Genomic DNA, 17,929 nt, shown 5'->3' with positions numbered 1-17,929 from the left:
GATCATGCAGTCCAAATGGCCTGCCTTACCTATTATAAACCTAATTGCAGAAATGAAAAAGAAACAAAGCTTAAATTTCTTTCTCCACTGATAGCAAAGGTTGTATCCGCTTACCATAAAAGGAAAACCTCCTATATTCCTCCACCCGCCATTTATGAAAGTTCTCAGGCGATCTGTTCATACTAAAGGTATGCATCACAGAGAAACGAGGCGATCACATTGCTTACGAAAGAACAGCTTCAGCATTTAAAAAATGAACTGGAACAAACGAAAAAAGATATCTTAAACCGTTTCAAAGACAATGATCATTTTCAGCTTAACTCAGCCTTTCCTTATGATTCGTGGGGTGAGCTTTCGGCATACGACAACCATCCCGGCGATCAGGCGACAGAACTTTACGAGCGTGAGAAAGACATCGCTCTAGACTTGCATGAGCGAGAGCACCTTCGGGACATTGAGCATTCATTGAAGGCGATAGAAAATGGTACGTATGGCATTTGTGAAGTCAGCGGAAAGGAAATCCCTTTCGAACGACTTGAAGTGCTTCCGACTGCCACAACCCTCGCGGAGTATTCGTCACAGGACGTGGTTTCCAAAGACCGTCCGATTGAAGAAGAAACACCATTCGGGCAATTTGAGTTTGATGATGATGAAGAAATCAGAGCGCCATATGACAGTGAGGATTCCTATCAGGATGTCGAAAAATATGGTAACTCACAAACGCCGCAGGATATGGAAAACCCTCCGCTCAGCTATGATGATATGACGATGAATGCCGAAGAGAATATCGGCAATACGGAGTCTTACGAAAATTTCATCGCTACAGATATCACTGGAAAAGAAATTACCGTTTATCAAAGCAGAGCCCATGAGCGCTATGAAGAAGAACTTGACGAAGAGGGAATCATGACCACATTCGGCGATCTCCACGCTGATTGAACCCCCAATTATTGGGGGTTCTTTTCCGTTTTCAGCATATCGTAAATCAGCTTCAGATAATCCTTTTGCAGGCCGATGTCATACCGCTCGCCCTCTAGCAATTTCCCGTATACGGTACATGCCCCGAGCGAAGCTTTTATCGCATCCGTTACCTGCACTTCTCCTCCGCTATCAAATTCTAATGCCTCCAGCTCATTAAAAATATCCGGTGTGAAAATATAACGCCCTGCTGCGGCAAAATGAGACGGAGGGTTTTGTTTAGGCTTTTCCACAATATCCTGTATGCGATAAAGCCCTTTTTCAACAGGCTCCCCTTTTATCACCCCGTAATGATGTAAATCCTCCGTTTTTGTTTCTTTTAAGCCGATTACACTGGACTGATATTTCGTATATGCTTCAATCAGCTGCCCCAAAGCCGGCTGATTGGCGGAAAAAATCAGATCATCTGGCAAAACGACGGCAAAAGGCTCTCCGCCTGCAAATTGCTTTCCGAAAGAAATGGCGTCGCCAAGACCCTTTGCATAAGGCTGCCGCACATAGTGAATCCGTATATCCGGAATGGGATGCTCTCTAAGCAAATGCAGTTTATTCTTAGAGGCCAAAAAAGCCTCAAGTGCCAAAGAGGAATCAAAATAGTCGACAATCAGATTTTTATGGCTCGATACAACCATCAAAATGTCCTCAATGCCTGACTCCTTTAATTCTTCAACAAGATAATGAATCACAGGCTTAGATCCTACTGGAAACATTTCTTTCGGAATCACCTTCGTCACCGGTAGATTTCTCGTGCCGAATCCGCCTGCAGGAATGATCGCTTTTTTTATCATGGTATTTTCCCCTCAGCTCATGTTTATTACATGATATTCCAAGAGCGCATCCCGATGTTTGTACATCTGAAATTAGGCGGAAGCAACTGGGCAGAAAGCGGAATCACGAACCAGCCCTTTTTTAATAGGATATTGATATATGACCAGTAATCTTGTAAAGGAGCTCAGGTGATGAAAATTTGTGTGGTTGGCGCCGGGTATGTCGGTTTAACCCTATCAGCGGCACTGGCATCCATCGGACATGACATGATATGCACAGACAAAGACGTCAAAAAAATCGGGCAGCTGAAAAAAGGAGTCATTCCCTTTTACGAGCCTGGGCTTTCAGATGCAATACTTCGTTGCGGCAATCTCTCGTTTTCTTCTGAAGTGAAATCGAGCATGGAGGAATGTCCCGTTATTTTTATCGCAGTCGGAACTCCGCCGCGTTCGGACGGATCAGCTGATACGAAAGCCCTGCAGTCCGTCATCGGTGATTTAAGCGAGGCAATCCGATCGTATAAAACCATTATTACGAAAAGCACTGTTCCGCCCGGGACAAATGAAAACATAGCAAAACAGCTGATTGCCTCCGGAGTGTCTAAAAACCTCTTTAATATCGTATCCAATCCGGAGTTTCTGCGGGAAGGCAATGCCTTATATGACATGCTGCATCCTGACAAAACAGTCATCGGTGTTCAGGAAGAAGATCACGTATCGGCAGCCATCGTCAAATCCATTTACAAACACATTGATACCCCTTTTATCGTTACAAGCTTAGCGGGAGCGGAGCTGATCAAATATGCCAACAATTTCTTTTTAGCGGCCAAAATTTCGTTCATTAACGAAATGGCCCGCATATGTGAAGCCTATCAATCAGATATCTCAGATATTTCCCGCGCTATCGGTCTAGACCCAAGGATCGGAAAGCACTTTTTGCAGGCAGGCATCGGATACGGAGGCTCTTGTTTTCCAAAGGATCTGCAGGCGCTGCAATTTGCTGCCCAGGAAAAAAACACGGAGACCTTCCTGCTCCGGGCCGTGCAGCACATTAATGACACCCAGCTCGGCCTATATATCAAAAAAATACAGTCATTCTTCGAAACACTTCAAGGCAAGAAAGCGGCTGTACTCGGCATTTCCTTCAAACCGAATACCGATGACATCAGGAATTCTCAGGCTGTCAGACTGATGGAAAGGCTGGCGGAGCTGGGATGTGATGTTCATGCATATGATCCTGAAGCTGTACTTCCAGAACATTTGCGGCAACATGTAACTCAGCATTCTCAAGCTTTTGATGCGATCGAAAAAAGCGACTTTTTATTTTTGGCGACAGAATGGCCTGAGTTTTTAGCGTTTGATTGGAAAAAGGCTGCAGATATCATGAAAGGGCGTCTTGTGATAGACGGGCGCAACGTACTGAAAAAAGAACTGATCGAGGCTTGCGGCCTGATCTGTACGGGAGTTGGCCGTCCATGAAAATACTCGTCACAGGAGCAGCGGGCTTTATCGGCTCCCACCTCTGCGAAGAATTACTAAAAGATAAGAAACATAACATTATCGGAATCGATGACTTTATCGGTCCTACTCCATTTTCCATGAAACTAAAAAACCTTAAAAACCTGCTGCCGGAAAAGCGATTTACGTTCATAAAGGAAAATCTGCTGACAGCGGATCTTACTCCCTTACTGGAAGGAGTGGACGTCATCTTTCATTTGGCGGCCATACCGGGTGTCCGCTCAAGCTGGGGCAATCATTTTCACCCATATGCCGCACATAATATCCAAGCGCTCCAAAGGCTCCTCGAGGCGTGCCGGGAACATTCTATTCAAACGTTCGTCTTTGCATCCACCTCTTCCGTCTATGGCGAAAAACAAGGAAAAGTCAGCGAAAACACGTCGCTTTCTCCTTTATCTCCGTACGGGGTAACAAAGCTTACGGGAGAAAAGCTTTGCCATGTGTATAAACAGAGCTTTGGCATTCCAATTGTGATTCTCCGTTTTTTTACCGTATACGGGCCAAGACAGCGGCCGGATATGGCTTTTCACCGGCTCATTAAGCAGCACCTTCAGCAAAAGCCGCTTACCATCTTCGGTGATGGGCAGCAGTCAAGAGATTTCACTTATATCAGCGACTGTGTCAAAGGCATCACCGCTGTTCTTGGGAAACCCCACCTTATTGGTGAAACAGTAAATATCGGCGGCGCAGAGCGTGCCTCAGTCTTAAAAGTTGTCTCCCTCATTGAGGATATTTCCGGGAGAAAAGCAACACTGCACTTTTCGGACAAAATAGCAGGGGAACCGAGCAACACGTGGGCGGATATTTCAAAAGCAAAACAGCTCTTGCATTATGATCCCGCCACATCCTTAAAGGATGGCTTGACCAACGAAATCGCCTATTTATCGTCGCTGTATCAGGGGGAATAAAAATGAAGCTTGCCTTTATCTGTACAGAAAAGCTGCCGGCGCCCGCAGTACGCGGCGGCGCTATTCAAATGATGATTGACGGTGTCACGCCCTATTTCAGCAGCAGGTACGACCTGACCATTTTTTCAATAGAAGATCCAGCGCTTCCAAAAAGAGAAACAAAAGACGGCGTACATTATATCCATCTGCCAAAAGAACATTACCGCGAGGCGGTAGCCGAAGAGCTGCGAGCCTCTTCCTTTGACCTCATTCATGTGTTCAACAGGCCTTTAAATGTCTCTTTATATAAAAAAGCCTCACCAAACAGCAAGATCGTTCTGAGCCTGCATAACGAAATGTTTTCTGAAAAAAAGATGACCTTCGCGCAAGGAAAAGAAGTACTCGACAATGTCTCCATGATCACAACTGTGAGCGAATTTATTAAACAAACCGTCATTGAACGTTTCCCTGAAGCCGAGGACATCACAAAAGTTGTGTATTCCGGCGTTGATTTAAACTCTTATCCGCCCGTCTGGACGATGAAAGGCTCGGCTGTCAGAAAAACATACCGGAAAAAATACGGTATTGAAGATAAAAAAGTTATTTTATTCGCCGGCCGCTTAAGCCCAACAAAAGGACCTCACCTTCTCATTCACAGCATGAGAAGGATTTTGCAGCAGCACCCTGATGCTGTATTGGTCATAGCAGGCGGGAAGTGGTTCAGCGATGACAGCGAAAACCAATATGTCACCTATCTGCGCACGCTGGCGCTGCCATACAGAGACCACATAATCTTTACAAAATTCATTCCCGCAGACGACATCCCAAACCTTTTTCTGATGGCAGATGTATTTGTGTGCAGCTCTCAGTGGAACGAACCCCTCGCCCGTGTGAATTATGAAGCAATGGCGGCCGGCACGCCCTTAATTACCACAAATCGGGGCGGAAACGGTGAAGTCGTAAAAGACGAAGTCACCGGCCTTGTCATCGACAGATACAACAAACCTTCTTCATTTGCAAAAGCAATTGACAGAGCCTTTACAGATCAAGAATTAATGAGCAAAATGACAAAAAACGCCCGACAGCATGTAGAAGCTTTATTTACCTTTACCCATGCGGCCAAAAGGCTCAATACTGTTTACCAATCCGTTCTCACTCCGAAAAACAAACAATTTCCGCCGCCTTTTCTGACGCAAAATTTTGATTTATCATCTATCAATCAGCTTTTTGTGAAAGCAAAAACATAAAACCTACAGCTCGTGTTGCAAAACGGGCTGTTTTTTTGCTGCAGAAAACATGAAAAAAGGCATAAATGTGACTTTATGCCTTGCGCTTTACGGTTTGAGAAAACCATGGAGCTGGTTTAGATTCACTTGGAAGAATGATGATTTCCACTTTAGCTTCTTCCGCTAAGTCTGGTTCTTCATCTTCCTCCTCTTCTTCATATGGGGACACTGAGCGTTTCGAATCACGCTCCTCCTCAGGCTCCAGAGTGGTTTCGAATTTCGTTTCTTCTTCATCATCGACGATTTTGTGATCTGTTTCCTTTTCCTTCGTTTCTTCTTGATATTCTTTCGGTGCATTGATGTGAGGGAGCTCTCGAATGCTGCCCACATCTAAATGCTTCTCCTCTTCTTCCTTCTCAGCTGAGGTTGAGTCATGAGCCTGCCATCCCATCGGTCCAGGCGGTGTAAATACGAATTGGTCGAGATCCAGTTTAGAAATAGAGGCTTTTTGTCTCGATGACCTCATGTCAATTCGCCTCCCGATACGCTTTTATCTTTTTATACAGTTCCGGCAGTTTATCCAAAAACGAATCTTTAGATTCTTCAACAGAAATCATGTTTTGCAACGCCCAGTTATACTTCTCATCTGACCACGTTTTCTTTTGCTTCAAATAATATTTGTGCCCGATTGCACAGAACAAATGCGGAAACGCGAGATCAATCCAAAGTACCTCGTACTGTTTTTCTGTGAGTGGATACACTGCGTCGTAGGACGCAAGCAGTGCAACCATGAAATCAGTATCCCATACAGAAAGCTTAACCATCACTTTATTCAGCAGAATACGAAGGTCTCTTGACGGCAAATCGTAGGTAATCGAGTGAAGCTCCTTTAAAAAAGGCTCCCCTTCGATCTCTGTCAAACGTGCCAATGTAAAATCCTGAAAACAGAATCCGCCATGCTCGAGCGTTTCTTTTGTCCAGGTTTCGTATTCTGAGTCATCAAGCGCCTGAAGAGCTTCTTTTCCTCTTGCCAGCATTTTATCAGCATGTTTTAAGAAAGTTTGCGAAAATACGTCATCAGGATAGGATGCCGCGATCTGCATATTCCCTTCAAGTTCCTGCAGCTTCCATCGGTACAATTTGTGCCATTTTCCCAGCCTGCTTCTCTTCTTGCTTTCATCTGTGCAAACATATCCTTTTGAGGCATGATGAAAATGGCCGGCAAATGACATGACTTTTTTCATTTGCTCTGCATCATAGTAAATCATTTCTTTTCCTGTCACTTTGTCATATAAGCTGTAAGAAACCTGATCCGTGCCCAAGCAGCTCCCGCCATTTTTTGTTTGATGAATCGGCGCTATCGGCAGCCCTTTCTCTTGTAAATGGGCGTGTGCCTGAGTGATAAAAAGCATCCGCTCCGGTTTCATTTGCGCTTCTTTTAGCAGCTTTGGGCCATGATCAGTTTCGACTTCCCAGATTTTGCGCCCGCTTTTGTTCGATTTCAGCGCCACATGGTCGATATGAAACGGATAATAACTGAGAATTTCGGACACAATCTGTTCTTCATGCTCTTTTTGGTACACTCTGTTCACCCCTTCTATCTGTTCTTTTCATAGACGCTGAGCAGATTTTCAGCCACCCTCTGCCAGCCAAAATTGCTTTCTGCCTCACGGCGGCTGTATTTCCCAAGCCGTTCCCGCTTTTCCGAGCTGCTCAGCAAATCATTGATACGTTCGGCATATTGTTTAGGATTTTCAAAGTCATGAATGATGTAGCCGTTTTTCCCTTCCTCTATGACCTCTGGATTGCCTCCCCGATTGCTTGTAATAATAGGAAGTCCCGCAGCCATCGCTTCATAATGCACCCTTGCTAAAGGCTCCTGCCATTGCGAAGAGCATACAAATACATCTGACATGGTATAAAGGCGCGGAATGTCCTTTGGCTTCACAAATTGAATAAATGTGACATGATCCTTTTGCATCGCACCAAGGGTATGAAGATGTTTGACATAGTTATTTAATTCATTATCTCCGAACCATTTTGACCCGATAAACACCATCATGACATCGGGGTGCTCCTCAATGATGTCCGGCAAAGCTTGCAATAATATGTGCGGGCCTTTGACTTTGCTAAGCCGGCCGACAAACAAGACGATTTTTTTGCCGTGAAGCCCCAGCTCGCTACGCATCTCTTCGCGAGCCCGCTGCCCTTCATTCGTCCAGCGAGGGTGGTACGTTTTTAAATCCACACCAGAATACACCGTTTTTGTTTTTGATCGTGCTGACGGAAAACGGCTTGTGATCGTCTGTCCGATATAATCGCTGACCGTAACAATCTGCGCTACGGAGTCGATGCAAATCTCGCCTTCCGCCTGGCTGATTTTATCGTAAGCGAACATTTCATTGTGAACGCTTAAAATAAAAACAGCATCCGGCGCCTGTTTCTTCAATTTCGGAACCCAGCTTGGGCGATTACAAACATGCACAAGATCAAAACGGCTCTTTTTCAGCTCTGCTCCAACGGCTTCTTCATAACGGTCTTCATCCAAATGCACATAATGGACACCGTCTACCTTCTCTCTATCAGCGAGATTCGGATCTTTAATAGAAAACACAGTCACCTCATGTTTTTTGGCAATTAAAGGGGCAACCGCTTCTAGGTAGATTTGAATGGCGCCTCCTCGAACCGATGGGACAGGAAGCTTCTCTGTGGCGATCAGTGCTATTTTCATACATAGCCTCCATTCCTGCATGATTTTTAACTAGTTAGAATCATGATACGGCTGAACAACCAACTTGTGCGGAATGGGACTGCCCTAAAAACAAAACGGGTAAACAACCAGATTCATCTATTAAATATAGTCAAATAACTCAATCATTTTTTCCTTTTGATTCATAAGGTAGGAGTAAAACAGGTAAGGATGTGTCCTTTAATGGCAGAAAACCATGAAGTCATTGAGGAGGGGAATTCATCAGAGCTTCCTTTATCAGCAGAAGATGCAAAAAAATTAACGGAGCTGGCTGAAAATGTGCTTCAAGGATGGGATGTGCAGGCTGAAAAAATAGACGTCATTCAGGGAAACCAGATGGCGCTTGTCTGGAAGGTCCACACAGACTCCGGCGCGGTTTGTCTAAAACGAATACACAGGCCAGAAAAGAAAGCGTTGTTTTCCATTTTCGCGCAGGACTATTTAGCAAAAAAAGGCATGAATGTTCCTGGCATACTCCCAAACAAAAAAGGCAGCCTATATTCCAAGCACGGCTCATTTCTATTTGTCGTATATGACTGGATCGAAGGAAGGCCGTTTGAGCTGACTGTAAAGCAGGACTTGGAGTTTATCATGAAAGGCCTTGCTGATTTTCATACAGCTTCCGTCGGATATCAGCCGCCAAATGGCGTTCCCGTATTTACCAAATTAGGTCGCTGGCCGAATCACTACACGAAACGATGCAAACAGATGGAAACGTGGAAGCTGATGGCGGAGGCGGAAAAAGAAGATCCTTTCTCACAGCTTTATCTTCAGGAGATAGATGGCTTTATTGAAGACGGGCTGCGCATCAAAGACCGGCTTTTGCAGTCGACCTATGTTCCATGGACTGAACAGCTGAAAAAAAGCCCTAACCTTTGCCACCAGGATTACGGAACCGGAAATACACTCTTAGGGGAAAATGAACAGATTTGGGTCATTGACTTAGATACCGTTTCATTTGATCTGCCTATTCGCGATTTGCGCAAAATGATTATTCCGCTTTTGGATACGACGGGCGTTTGGGATGAAGAAACATTTCATGTCATGCTGAACGCATACGAATCCAGAGCCCCATTAACTGAAGAACAAAAACAAGTCATGTTTATTGATATGCTGTTTCCTTACGAGCTTTATGATGTCATTCGCGAAAAATACGTCCGCAAGTCTGCTTTACCGAAGGAAGAATTAGAATCAGCTTTTGAATATGAACGCATTAAAGCAAACGCATTGCAGCTGCTTATTTAAGACCATCATTTCCCCCGCATATCGGGGGTTTGATCTTTATAAGATAAAGGGTAAATAAATACATGCGGAGGTTGCAAATATGAAAAAGATTGTCGGCGCTTTAGCCGTTTTTGTGATTACATATGCGCTGTTTTCAGCCGCAGGCTACCTGTTTCCTGTGGACCAAGAATGGTACAATTCATTGAAAAAACCGGACTGGACGCCAAGCGGAACTGCGATCGGCATCATTTGGGCCATCCTGTTTGCCCTGATCTCCCTTTCAGCAGCCATAGTATATGCTGCGTTTTCATTTAAAGGTGCGAAAAGCTTTTGGTTTACACTTTTGATAAATTACGTGCTGAATCAAGCCTTCAGCTATTTTCAGTTTACGCAAAAAAATCTGCTGGCTGCATCGCTTGACTGCCTGCTTGTCGCCATCACAGCAATCATATTACTGATCATTGCCAAAAAATACAGCAGAACCGCAAGCTATCTTCTTTTGCCTTATTTTTTATGGAGTGCATTTGCGACGTTCTTATCCTTTACAATCAATTCAATGAATCTGTGAACAAAAAAAGCCGCTTATACAGCGGCTTTTTCACATCATCGGCTTGATGCCCCAAATGTCCTTCGCATATTCCCGGATCGTGCGGTCGCTGGAGAAATATCCTGAATGAGCAATGTTTACAATCGAACGCTCAGACCATTTCCTTCGCTCTCGATAATCAGCTTGAATTCGCTCCTGCGCATCTGCATATGAGCTGAAATCCTTCAGCACAAAATACTCATCATTATGCGGAAGCAGCGAGTCAAAGATCGATTCAAATTCATCTGCTTCTCCTTCAAAAAAACCATTGATCAGCTGATCCGCTACTTGCCTGATTCTCCTGTCATGCTGATAATATTCCCTCGATCTATAGCCGCCGTTTTCCTGATATGATAGAACCTCATCCGCCTTTAAGCCGAACGTATAAATACAGTCAGGACCCACCCGCTCAAGGATCTCGATATTTGCGCCGTCATGCGTGCCGATCGTCAAAGCCCCGTTCATCATAAACTTCATATTCCCTGTACCAGACGCTTCCTTGCTTGCAGTTGAAATTTGCTCACTTACGTCTGATGCCGGAAAAATTCGCTCAGCCATAGAAACTCTATAATTTTCTAAAAAAACAACTTTGATCAGCTGTTTGACCGCCGGATCATAATTGACTTTTTCTGCGACAGAATGGATCAGCTTAATGATTTTCTTAGCATAATAATAGCTTGGTGAAGCCTTTGCCCCGAAAATAAAGGTTTGCGGGTAGATTGAAAACCCCGAATCCTCCTTGAGGCGGTTATACAGATACATAATGTGAAGAACATTCAACAGCTGCCGTTTATATGCATGAAGCCGTTTCACCTGTACGTCGAATATGCTCTCAGGGTTCACAACCACCCCGGCCGTGCAAAAAATCAAATCGGCAAGCTCTTGTTTTTTCTTGCTTTTGTTGTTTTGAAACTGTTCAATAAATGCAGGGTCAGTGGCGTACGGTTCTAAACGGATCAGTGATTCCGGCTGTTTGACCCATTCATCGCCGATCGCCTCTGTAATGATGGCAGACAAGCCTGGATTCGCTTTTAACAGCCAGCGCCTGTGGGCAATTCCATTCGTCTTATTGTTAAAACGATTCGGAAACAGCAAGTGAAAGTCGCGCATCTCCCTTTCCTTTAATATATCGGAATGTATTTTTGCAACGCCATTTACACTGTAGCTGCCTACTATGGCCAGATGAGCCATTTTGACAACACCATGCGCTGTAATCGCCATGTTCTCTATCCTTTTCCAGTCTCCCGGATACTTTTCCCAAACTGCGCGGCAAAACCTCTCATTGATCTCTTCAATAATCATGTACATTCGCGGGAGCAGCGGCTTAAACAAATGAATCGGCCATTTCTCGAGCGCTTCTGACAATGTTGTATGATTTGTATAAGAAATCGTATGTACAGTGATATGCCAAGCTTCTTCCCAGCTCATGTTCTCTTCATCGAGCAAAATCCGCATCAGCTCAGGCACCGCAAGCGCAGGGTGAGTGTCATTAATATGAATGCTCACTTTTTTATGCAGGCCGGATAAAGATTTATGTGTTTTACGGTAATTGTTCACAATGCTTTTTAAGCTTGCGCATACTAAAAAATACTGCTGCTTCAGCCGTAAAATTTTTCCCTCATCATGGGTGTCATCGGGATATAAGAATTCAGAAACCGCTTCTGTTTCTCGCTTATAAGACAAAATATTACCGCCGTGATAATGGGCATAGGGCTCGGCGTTCCAAAGCCTTAACGTGTTGACAGTGCCCGTTTCATAGCCGATAATCGGGATATCATAAGGAACAGCGGTAACAATTGTCGCTTGTTCGTGGCGAAAATGCAGGCGCCCGCTTTTTTCTGTCATATGGACTTCGCCCCAAAACGGCACGTCCACTGCTTGATCCGCATTCCTTACTTCCCATACGTTCCCGTTTTTCAGCCATTGCTCAGGCAGCTCCACCTGATGCCCGTCTACAATTTTTTGCTCAAACAAACCATGCTTATAGCGTATGCCCATCCCATGCCCCGGCAGGTTCAACGAAGCAAGAGAATCTAAAAAGCAAGCGGCCAAGCGGCCAAGCCCGCCGTTGCCGAGACCTGCATCGTTCTCTATCTGCAGGATTTCCTCTAAATTGATGCCGATTTCCTTTAAACCAGCTTCTACAACATCACGAACACCAAGATTCATTAAGTTTTGCTCAAGGAGCTGACCGAGCAGAAATTCGATTGATAAATAATATGTCTGCTTCCCGGAATTTGATCTGCTTTTTTCATTCGTCTCGATCCAATCAGCGCTGATATACTCTCTGACCATATTGCCCAACGTTTTATATTGATCCAGCTTGGCAGAATCTTTAAAGCTTTTTCCGCACGTCATTTCCAGACGCTTTAAAAATAAGTCTGCAAAGCGTTCTTTACTCGAGAACATCCCGTCCACTCCTTGTCACCTGCTCGAAAATACGCTGATACTCTTTAGCCGACTTCCCCCAGCTGTAATCTGCATTCATAGCGGTCTTCACGATGCTCTTCCATACATCCTGTTGGCGATAAAACGACAGCGCCCTTTCTATCGTAAATTTCAGATCATGCGCATTAAAGGCGGAAAACGTAAAGCCATTGCCCGTTCCCTCTTCCTCCTGATAGGCACGGACAGTGTCGTAAAGACCGCCCGTTTCCCTGACAATCGGAATGGCGCCATATTGAAGAGCAATGAGCTGCCCCAAACCGCACGGCTCAAATTTCGACGGCATCAAAAACATATCAGAGCCCGCATAAATTTGATGGGCTAGCGGCTCATCAAACCCGATATAAGCCCGGCACTTCTCATGAAAAGCAAATTCTGCATACCGGAAATAATCTTCAAATTCACGTTCTCCTGTGCCTAGCACAACCAGCTGTATGTCTTGCTCCTCAAGAAGTTCGTGCATAATTCTGCGGACAAGATCAAGCCCCTTTTGTTTAGTGAGCCTTGTCACCATACTGATCAACGGAATATCGTTTTTCTCTGGAAGCCCCATCCGCCGCTGAAGCTTCGTTTTGTTTTCCAACTTGCATGCAAGATCCCCTGAATCGTATTGCGCCTCTATATAAGGATCGCTTTTCGGCTGATAGAACGTATCATCAATGCCATTTAATATGCCGGTTACATCATCTTCCCTATATTGCAAAACCTGTTCCAACTGCTCACCATAATACGGCGTCATGATTTCATTTCTGTAAGTGGGGCTCACAGTTGTCACATGATCAGCCGCAATGATGCCCGCTTTCATAAAATTAACAAATCCGTTGCATTCTAACCTTTCATAATGAAAATGATCCATCTCAAGACCCAGCAAGTCATGTGTGACATCAGGAGGGAATATGCCTTGAAACTGCAGGTTGTGGATCGTGAGCACGCTTTTCATCCGTTCATAAAAAGGATGTTTTCTGTACTCCTCTTTCAGCAAATAATTGACCATCGCTGTATGCCAATCGTGAGTATGAACAATATCGGCTGGAACATTCACAACTTTGGCAGCCTCCAGCACAGCTCTTGAAAAAAAGGCAAACCGCTCACCGTCATCATAATGCCCGTACAACGAATCCCTGTTGAAATAGTACTCATTGTCGATGAAGTAATAATTCACATCGTCTTCGGCCATATGTTCAATTCCGCAATATTGCTGACGCCAGCCGACAGCTACCGTACACTCAGCCTTTTTTTTCATACGCTTTTTCCACGGTTCAGGTATTTGGCTGTACTTCGGCAGCATCACATATACTTCATTGCCTAATCGCGCAAGCGCCTTCGGAAGAGCGCCTGCTACATCGGCAAGACCTCCTGATTTCACAAATGGGGTGCATTCAGACACAGCAAATAATATCTTCAAGAATTCATCAGCTCTCCTTGCACCAAACCTTTTCTTAATACAAGCGGCTGCTCAGCTGTTCCTACAGCTTCCGTCGCCTTGCCGATTTTAACGTCCTTATCCGAAATGACCTGCTCAAGAAGACAATCCTCGCCAATCTGCGTTTTTTGCATAATAATACAGTTTTTCAGCTTCGTACCCTTTCCGACATGGACCGCCCTGAACAAAATGCAGTTTTCAACCTCTCCTTCAAGCACACAGCCGTTTGCCACCAAAGAATTTTTGACAGTGCTGTGCTTTCCGTATTTCGTAGGCGGCTCATCCTTCACTTTTGTATAGATAGGCTGCTGCGGCAAAAACACCTGCTGCCAAAAACGAGGCTGAATGAGCTCCATACTGTGGGTATAATATTTTTCCACCGAATCAATGACAGCGGCATAACCTGAATATTCATAAGGGCAAATGGTCAGGGCGGAAGATTCCTTTTCAACAGCCTCCTGAATGGTTTTATAGCCTTTTTCGCTATGTCCGTAGATCAGATCCTTTAAAAGCGTTGTTGACATGATATAGATTTGCAGCGACTGGCCGTCCTGAAATACCTCGGTGACGTCGCAGCCAACCTCCTGATGGCGTTTCAGCACATATTGAAATTGAATGTTGCATACGGTATGGCTGTTGGAGATTACAGCATATTGCTGAGTGCTTCTGTGGAAGTAATCTAGATGGTCCGAAAACTGGCGAAAGGAACCGAATTCATCGTATTCGTGATGAAGATGGGGAGACGGGAAAAAAAAGAGGCCGTCCTTTTTCCGGTGCAAATCCCATTCCTTACCCGCCCCAAGGTGATCCATGAGCGAACGGTAACGATACTTCGGAAAAATTGCAACACTCCTAATATCCGCATTCACCATGTTGGAAAGCATAAAATCAATCAGTCGGTACCTGCCGGCAAAAGGGATCGCCCCGAGCGACCGCTTTGCTGTTAAATCCTGAAGAGAATGCTTATATGTGGTTTCATCTATAACACCTAACATTTGATTATTGAACACTGACTCTGCCCCCTCTTCAGTAATTAAATCAATTCTTTTTCTACAAATTCCTCTGAAACGAGCAGCACCTCTTCAATGTCTTTTTCGGAGCGAATCACTGCGCCATCCGGCAGCACCATCCCATTAGGAACAATGGCATTTTCAATGACTACATGCTCCCCAATCGTCACATCCGGCATTATGACGGATGATGTAACAGTCGTATGCTTACCAACAGTCACACCTTGAAAAAGAACGGAGTGAGACACATTTCCATATACAACACAACCTTCGTTCACAAGCGAATCTTGAACCTGCGCATCAGATGAAATAAATTGCGGAGGCTGATTTGGATTGACGGAGTAAATTTTCCATTTGCGTTCAAACAGCTTCAGCTCCGAGTCCTCTTTTAACAAATCCATATTGGCTTCCCACAAGCTCTGCACCGTTCCGACATCCTTCCAATATCCCTTGAACGGATAAGCAGAAAGCTTCTTTTTCTCTTCCAAAAGCAGAGGAATAATGTCTTTGCCGAAGTCGTGGCTAGAATAAGGGTTTTGATCGTCCATCTCAAGATACTGTTTCAAAAGCGGCCAATTGAATATATAAATTCCCATTGAGGCAAGATTGCTCTTAGGGAATTTGGGCTTTTCATCAAAATGTGTGATCGTCCCATCTGGATTGGCCTTCATGATGCCGAACCGGCTTGCTTCCTCCCAGCCCACTTCGATGACAGAGATGGTCACATCTGCTTTCTTTTCAATGTGATAATCAAGCATTTTGCCGTAGTCCATCTTGTATATGTGATCTCCTGATAAAATCAGTACATACTCAGGATCATACTGATTCAAATAATTGAGATTTTCATAAATGGCGCTTGCCGTCCCTTTATACCACTTGACTTCTGATGACTCGGCATAAGGGGGTAAAACCGTCACGCCGCCATTATATCTATCCAGGTCCCATGCACTGCCGATCCCAATATAGGAATTCAGCTCAAGCGGCTGATATTGCGTTAAAATCCCGACTGTGTCTATGCCCGAATTAGAACAGTTGCTTAGGGTAAAATCAATAATCCTGTATTTTCCCCCGAAAGATACAGCCGGTTTGGCCATATTTTTTGTTAATCCGCTGAGACGGCTGCCCTTCCCGCCGGCAAGGAGCATGGCTACACATTGTTTTTTCATCTTTTTATCTCTCCTCTTTTTTTAACCGCCCGTAAAATCGAGATACCGTAAGGGGGGATGGTCATCGTGATATAACACGGTTTATGATGAAGTGCTCCCTTTTTGGCCGATAATGGCTTTTTGTTGATTTGCCCTGAGCCTCCATATGTTTCACTGTCACTGTTAAGCACTTCAATGTATTGAGTAAAAAAAGGAACTCCAACATCATATTGATAATAGACCACGGGTGTAAAATTACAAATGATGACAAGCGCCTCACCGTGCTTTTTGCCATAACGAATAAAAGAAAAGATTGATTGTTCGTCATTATGGACATCAATCCATTCAAACGATTGTGCACGATGGTCATGCTCATAAAGGATTTTGCTTTTTTGGTAAAAGCGGAGAAGATCTTGCGTAAAAACGCTGGCTTTCTGATGCATGGGGAAGGAGTCCAAAAACCAATCAAGCTGTTCTGTATCTTTCCATTCATCAAATTGGGCAAACTCTGATCCCATAAAGATCAATTTCTTTCCGGGATGCACTGTCATATAGCCCAGCAAAAGCCGATACTGGGCAAATTTCTGCCAGTAGTCGCCAGGCATTTTATTAAGAAGTGATTTTTTTCCGTATACGACTTCATCATGAGAAAACGGCAATACAAAATGTTCACTAAACGCATACAGTAATGAAAAAGAGATAAGCTGATGACAATGCCGCCTTTCTTCGGGCGGCGTCTCCATGTATTTCAGTACGTCATTCATCCATCCCATATTCCATTTATAATGAAAACCAAGCCCCCCTTCCTCAACGGCACCTGTCACTTGAGGCCATTCTGTAGAATCTTCCGCAATCATCATCACATGTGGATAAGCCTCTCTCATGGTTTGATTGAGTTTTTTTAAAAAATCAACAGCATATGGATTCGTGTGGCGTTCATCCTGATTTGGCCAATACAGGATATTAGCCACTGCATCAACCCTAAATCCATCTATATGATAGAATTCCGCCCAGTACAACGCATTCGAAATTAAAAAACTATGAACTTCCGGTTTCCCCAGGTCAAAGTTTGCCGTGCCCCATAACCAGTTCTCCCGATCACGTTCTTCTTTGTATTCATAAAGCGGTTCTCCATCAAACATATAAAGGCCATGTGCATCTTTACAAAAATGTCCGGGGACCCAATCCAAAATGACTCCGATATTTTGTTGATGACATTCATCAACAAACTTCATCAGATCATGCGGCGTGCCAAACCTGCTTGTCGGGCTGTAATACCCCGTTCCTTGGTACCCCCATGAACGATCATATGGATGCTCATACACCGGAAGCAGTTCAATATGGGTAAACCCATGCTCCTTGATATAAGGGATAAGCGTCTGACTTAATTCTTTATAGGAATAATGCCTGCCATCAGAATGCTTCTTCCAAGACCCAAGATGCAGTTCATAAATGAAAACAGGTTTTTCATACAGCGTCTTAGCCTTCTGTTTCTTTTGCCATTTTTGATCTTGCCAGCTGTACCCTTCCAAATCGTAAGTAAATGACGCTGTGTTTGGTCTGACTTCTGAATAAATAGCGTATGGATCTGCCTTCAGCCTGATCTCACCGTTATTCGTCACGATTTCATATTTATATCGTTCCTTTTCTCCTAAACCTGGAATAAATAACGTCCAAATACCACTATCATTCACTCTGTGCATCACATGCTCTTCTCCAGACCAGCTGTTAAAATCTCCAGCCACTCGTACTTCCGACGCATGAGGTGCCCACACACAGAATTCATATCCGCTTTTGCCATTCAGCTCGCGGTAATGCGAGCCAAACAGCTGATAGCTTTTAAACAGACTGCCTTCGTGAAAAAGATAAACATCATGTGCTGTCGGGCTGGCAGCGGCCATGTAATCATCCTTTCTGACATCATAGTTTTCATTTATAGTATTTATTCGAAGAAATAAAAAAAAGCCCTTT

Annotated in this window: 15 protein-coding genes; 6 read left to right on the top strand and 9 right to left on the bottom strand. The window is 44.3% G+C overall.

The features are described 5' to 3' along the window. The first annotated feature begins 219 nt into the window (after positions 1 to 219). Entirely contained in the window at positions 220 to 939 is a 720-nt protein-coding gene (locus RAC86_RS21505) for a yteA family sporulation protein (protein ID WP_029318305.1), read from the top strand. A gap of 8 nt (positions 940 to 947) precedes the next feature. Here the strand turns inward: RAC86_RS21505 and RAC86_RS21500 are convergent, their stop codons facing one another. Then, entirely contained in the window at positions 948 to 1,766 is an 819-nt protein-coding gene (locus tag RAC86_RS21500) for a UTP--glucose-1-phosphate uridylyltransferase (protein WP_377886011.1), read from the bottom strand. Positions 1,767 to 1,937: 171 nt separating this feature from the next. Between RAC86_RS21500 and RAC86_RS21495 the strand changes: the two genes are divergently transcribed. The 3 genes from RAC86_RS21495 to RAC86_RS21485 are packed head-to-tail and all read left to right on the top strand — an operon-like array spanning position 1,938 to position 5,397. Continuing rightward, entirely contained in the window at positions 1,938 to 3,224 is a 1,287-nt protein-coding gene (locus tag RAC86_RS21495) for a UDP-glucose dehydrogenase family protein (RefSeq protein WP_377886010.1), read from the top strand. After that, positions 3,221 to 4,171: an NAD-dependent epimerase/dehydratase family protein gene (locus RAC86_RS21490; RefSeq protein WP_377886009.1), complete on the top strand. Its 951-nt coding sequence runs from the start codon at positions 3,221 to 3,223 to the stop codon at positions 4,169 to 4,171. Before RAC86_RS21495 ends, RAC86_RS21490 begins: the two co-directional genes overlap by 4 nt. A 2-nt stretch (positions 4,172 to 4,173) precedes the next feature. Next, positions 4,174 to 5,397 carry a glycosyltransferase family 4 protein gene (locus RAC86_RS21485; RefSeq protein ID WP_076458306.1) on the top strand — a complete coding sequence of 408 codons (1,224 nt, stop codon included), beginning with the start codon at positions 4,174 to 4,176 and terminating at the stop codon, positions 5,395 to 5,397. A 73-nt stretch (positions 5,398 to 5,470) separates the two neighbouring features. Here the strand turns inward: RAC86_RS21485 and RAC86_RS21480 are convergent, their stop codons facing one another. The 3 genes from RAC86_RS21480 to cotSA are packed head-to-tail and all read right to left on the bottom strand — an operon-like array spanning position 5,471 to position 8,107. After that, a complete protein-coding gene (locus tag RAC86_RS21480) occupies positions 5,471 to 5,902 on the bottom strand; it encodes a hypothetical protein (RefSeq protein WP_241495644.1) in 432 nt (143 codons plus the stop codon). Between the two features lies 1 nt (position 5,903). After that, positions 5,904 to 6,959 carry a spore coat putative kinase CotS gene (gene cotS, locus RAC86_RS21475; protein WP_017695429.1) on the bottom strand — a complete coding sequence of 352 codons (1,056 nt, stop codon included), beginning with the start codon at positions 6,957 to 6,959 and terminating at the stop codon, positions 5,904 to 5,906. A 14-nt stretch (positions 6,960 to 6,973) separates the two neighbouring features. Beyond that, the gene (gene cotSA / locus RAC86_RS21470; protein ID WP_003229028.1) at positions 6,974 to 8,107 is read right to left on the bottom strand and encodes a spore coat protein CotSA; all 1,134 of its coding nucleotides are present in this window, start codon (positions 8,105 to 8,107) and stop codon (positions 6,974 to 6,976) included. Between the two features lie 189 nt (positions 8,108 to 8,296). Here cotSA and cotI point away from each other — a divergent pair, with 189 nt between their 5' ends. Then, positions 8,297 to 9,370, top strand: a complete 1,074-nt coding sequence (gene cotI, locus RAC86_RS21465; protein ID WP_377886008.1) for a spore coat kinase CotI — start codon at positions 8,297 to 8,299, stop codon at positions 9,368 to 9,370. Positions 9,371 to 9,449: 79 nt separating this feature from the next. Continuing rightward, positions 9,450 to 9,917 (top strand): TspO/MBR family protein, encoded by a 468-nt coding sequence (locus RAC86_RS21460; RefSeq protein ID WP_080529711.1) that lies wholly within the window; start codon positions 9,450 to 9,452, stop codon positions 9,915 to 9,917. A gap of 30 nt (positions 9,918 to 9,947) precedes the next feature. On the opposite strand, the gene glgP is transcribed toward RAC86_RS21460, so the two are convergent. Genes glgP through glgB form a run of 5 tightly spaced genes read right to left on the bottom strand, consistent with a single transcriptional unit; the run spans position 9,948 to position 17,859 of the window. Beyond that, on the bottom strand, positions 9,948 to 12,344 hold the full coding sequence (gene glgP / locus RAC86_RS21455; protein ID WP_172861254.1) for a glycogen phosphorylase GlgP: 2,397 nt from the start codon (positions 12,342 to 12,344) through the stop codon (positions 9,948 to 9,950). Beyond that, positions 12,331 to 13,785, bottom strand: a complete 1,455-nt coding sequence (gene glgA, locus RAC86_RS21450; protein ID WP_377886007.1) for a glycogen synthase GlgA — start codon at positions 13,783 to 13,785, stop codon at positions 12,331 to 12,333. The genes glgP and glgA overlap by 14 nt, the downstream gene beginning before the upstream one ends. Continuing rightward, positions 13,782 to 14,813: a glucose-1-phosphate adenylyltransferase subunit GlgD gene (gene glgD / locus RAC86_RS21445; RefSeq protein ID WP_213414530.1), complete on the bottom strand. Its 1,032-nt coding sequence runs from the start codon at positions 14,811 to 14,813 to the stop codon at positions 13,782 to 13,784. Before glgD ends, glgA begins: the two co-directional genes overlap by 4 nt. 23 nt (positions 14,814 to 14,836) lie before the next feature. Beyond that, entirely contained in the window at positions 14,837 to 15,979 is a 1,143-nt protein-coding gene (locus RAC86_RS21440) for a glucose-1-phosphate adenylyltransferase (protein ID WP_003229018.1), read from the bottom strand. Continuing rightward, on the bottom strand, positions 15,976 to 17,859 hold the full coding sequence (gene glgB, locus RAC86_RS21435; protein WP_377886012.1) for a 1,4-alpha-glucan branching enzyme: 1,884 nt from the start codon (positions 17,857 to 17,859) through the stop codon (positions 15,976 to 15,978). Before glgB ends, RAC86_RS21440 begins: the two co-directional genes overlap by 4 nt. Positions 17,860 to 17,929 lie beyond the last annotated feature (70 nt).

Source organism: Bacillus sp. LR_5 (assembly GCF_042709275.1).
Note: the sequence above shows the minus strand (reverse complement) of the source record. Positions and strands in the feature narration are given on the sequence as shown.

What these genes read in the sequence shown, in the direction of transcription:
- RAC86_RS21500 (WP_377886011.1), bottom strand. Translation starts at nt 1,766, where the DNA reads ATGATAAAAAAAGCGATCATTCCTGCAGGCGGATTCGGCACGAGAAAT.
- RAC86_RS21495 (WP_377886010.1), top strand. Translation starts at nt 1,938, where the DNA reads ATGAAAATTTGTGTGGTTGGCGCCGGGTATGTCGGTTTAACCCTATCA.
- RAC86_RS21490 (WP_377886009.1), top strand. Translation starts at nt 3,221, where the DNA reads ATGAAAATACTCGTCACAGGAGCAGCGGGCTTTATCGGCTCCCACCTC.
- RAC86_RS21485 (WP_076458306.1), top strand. Translation starts at nt 4,174, where the DNA reads ATGAAGCTTGCCTTTATCTGTACAGAAAAGCTGCCGGCGCCCGCAGTA.
- RAC86_RS21480 (WP_241495644.1), bottom strand. Translation starts at nt 5,902, where the DNA reads ATGAGGTCATCGAGACAAAAAGCCTCTATTTCTAAACTGGATCTCGAC.
- cotSA (WP_003229028.1), bottom strand. Translation starts at nt 8,107, where the DNA reads ATGAAAATAGCACTGATCGCCACAGAGAAGCTTCCTGTCCCATCGGTT.
- cotI (WP_377886008.1), top strand. Translation starts at nt 8,297, where the DNA reads ATGTGTCCTTTAATGGCAGAAAACCATGAAGTCATTGAGGAGGGGAAT.
- RAC86_RS21460 (WP_080529711.1), top strand. Translation starts at nt 9,450, where the DNA reads ATGAAAAAGATTGTCGGCGCTTTAGCCGTTTTTGTGATTACATATGCG.
- glgP (WP_172861254.1), bottom strand. Translation starts at nt 12,344, where the DNA reads ATGTTCTCGAGTAAAGAACGCTTTGCAGACTTATTTTTAAAGCGTCTG.
- RAC86_RS21440 (WP_003229018.1), bottom strand. Translation starts at nt 15,979, where the DNA reads ATGAAAAAACAATGTGTAGCCATGCTCCTTGCCGGCGGGAAGGGCAGC.
- glgB (WP_377886012.1), bottom strand. Translation starts at nt 17,859, where the DNA reads ATGGCCGCTGCCAGCCCGACAGCACATGATGTTTATCTTTTTCACGAA.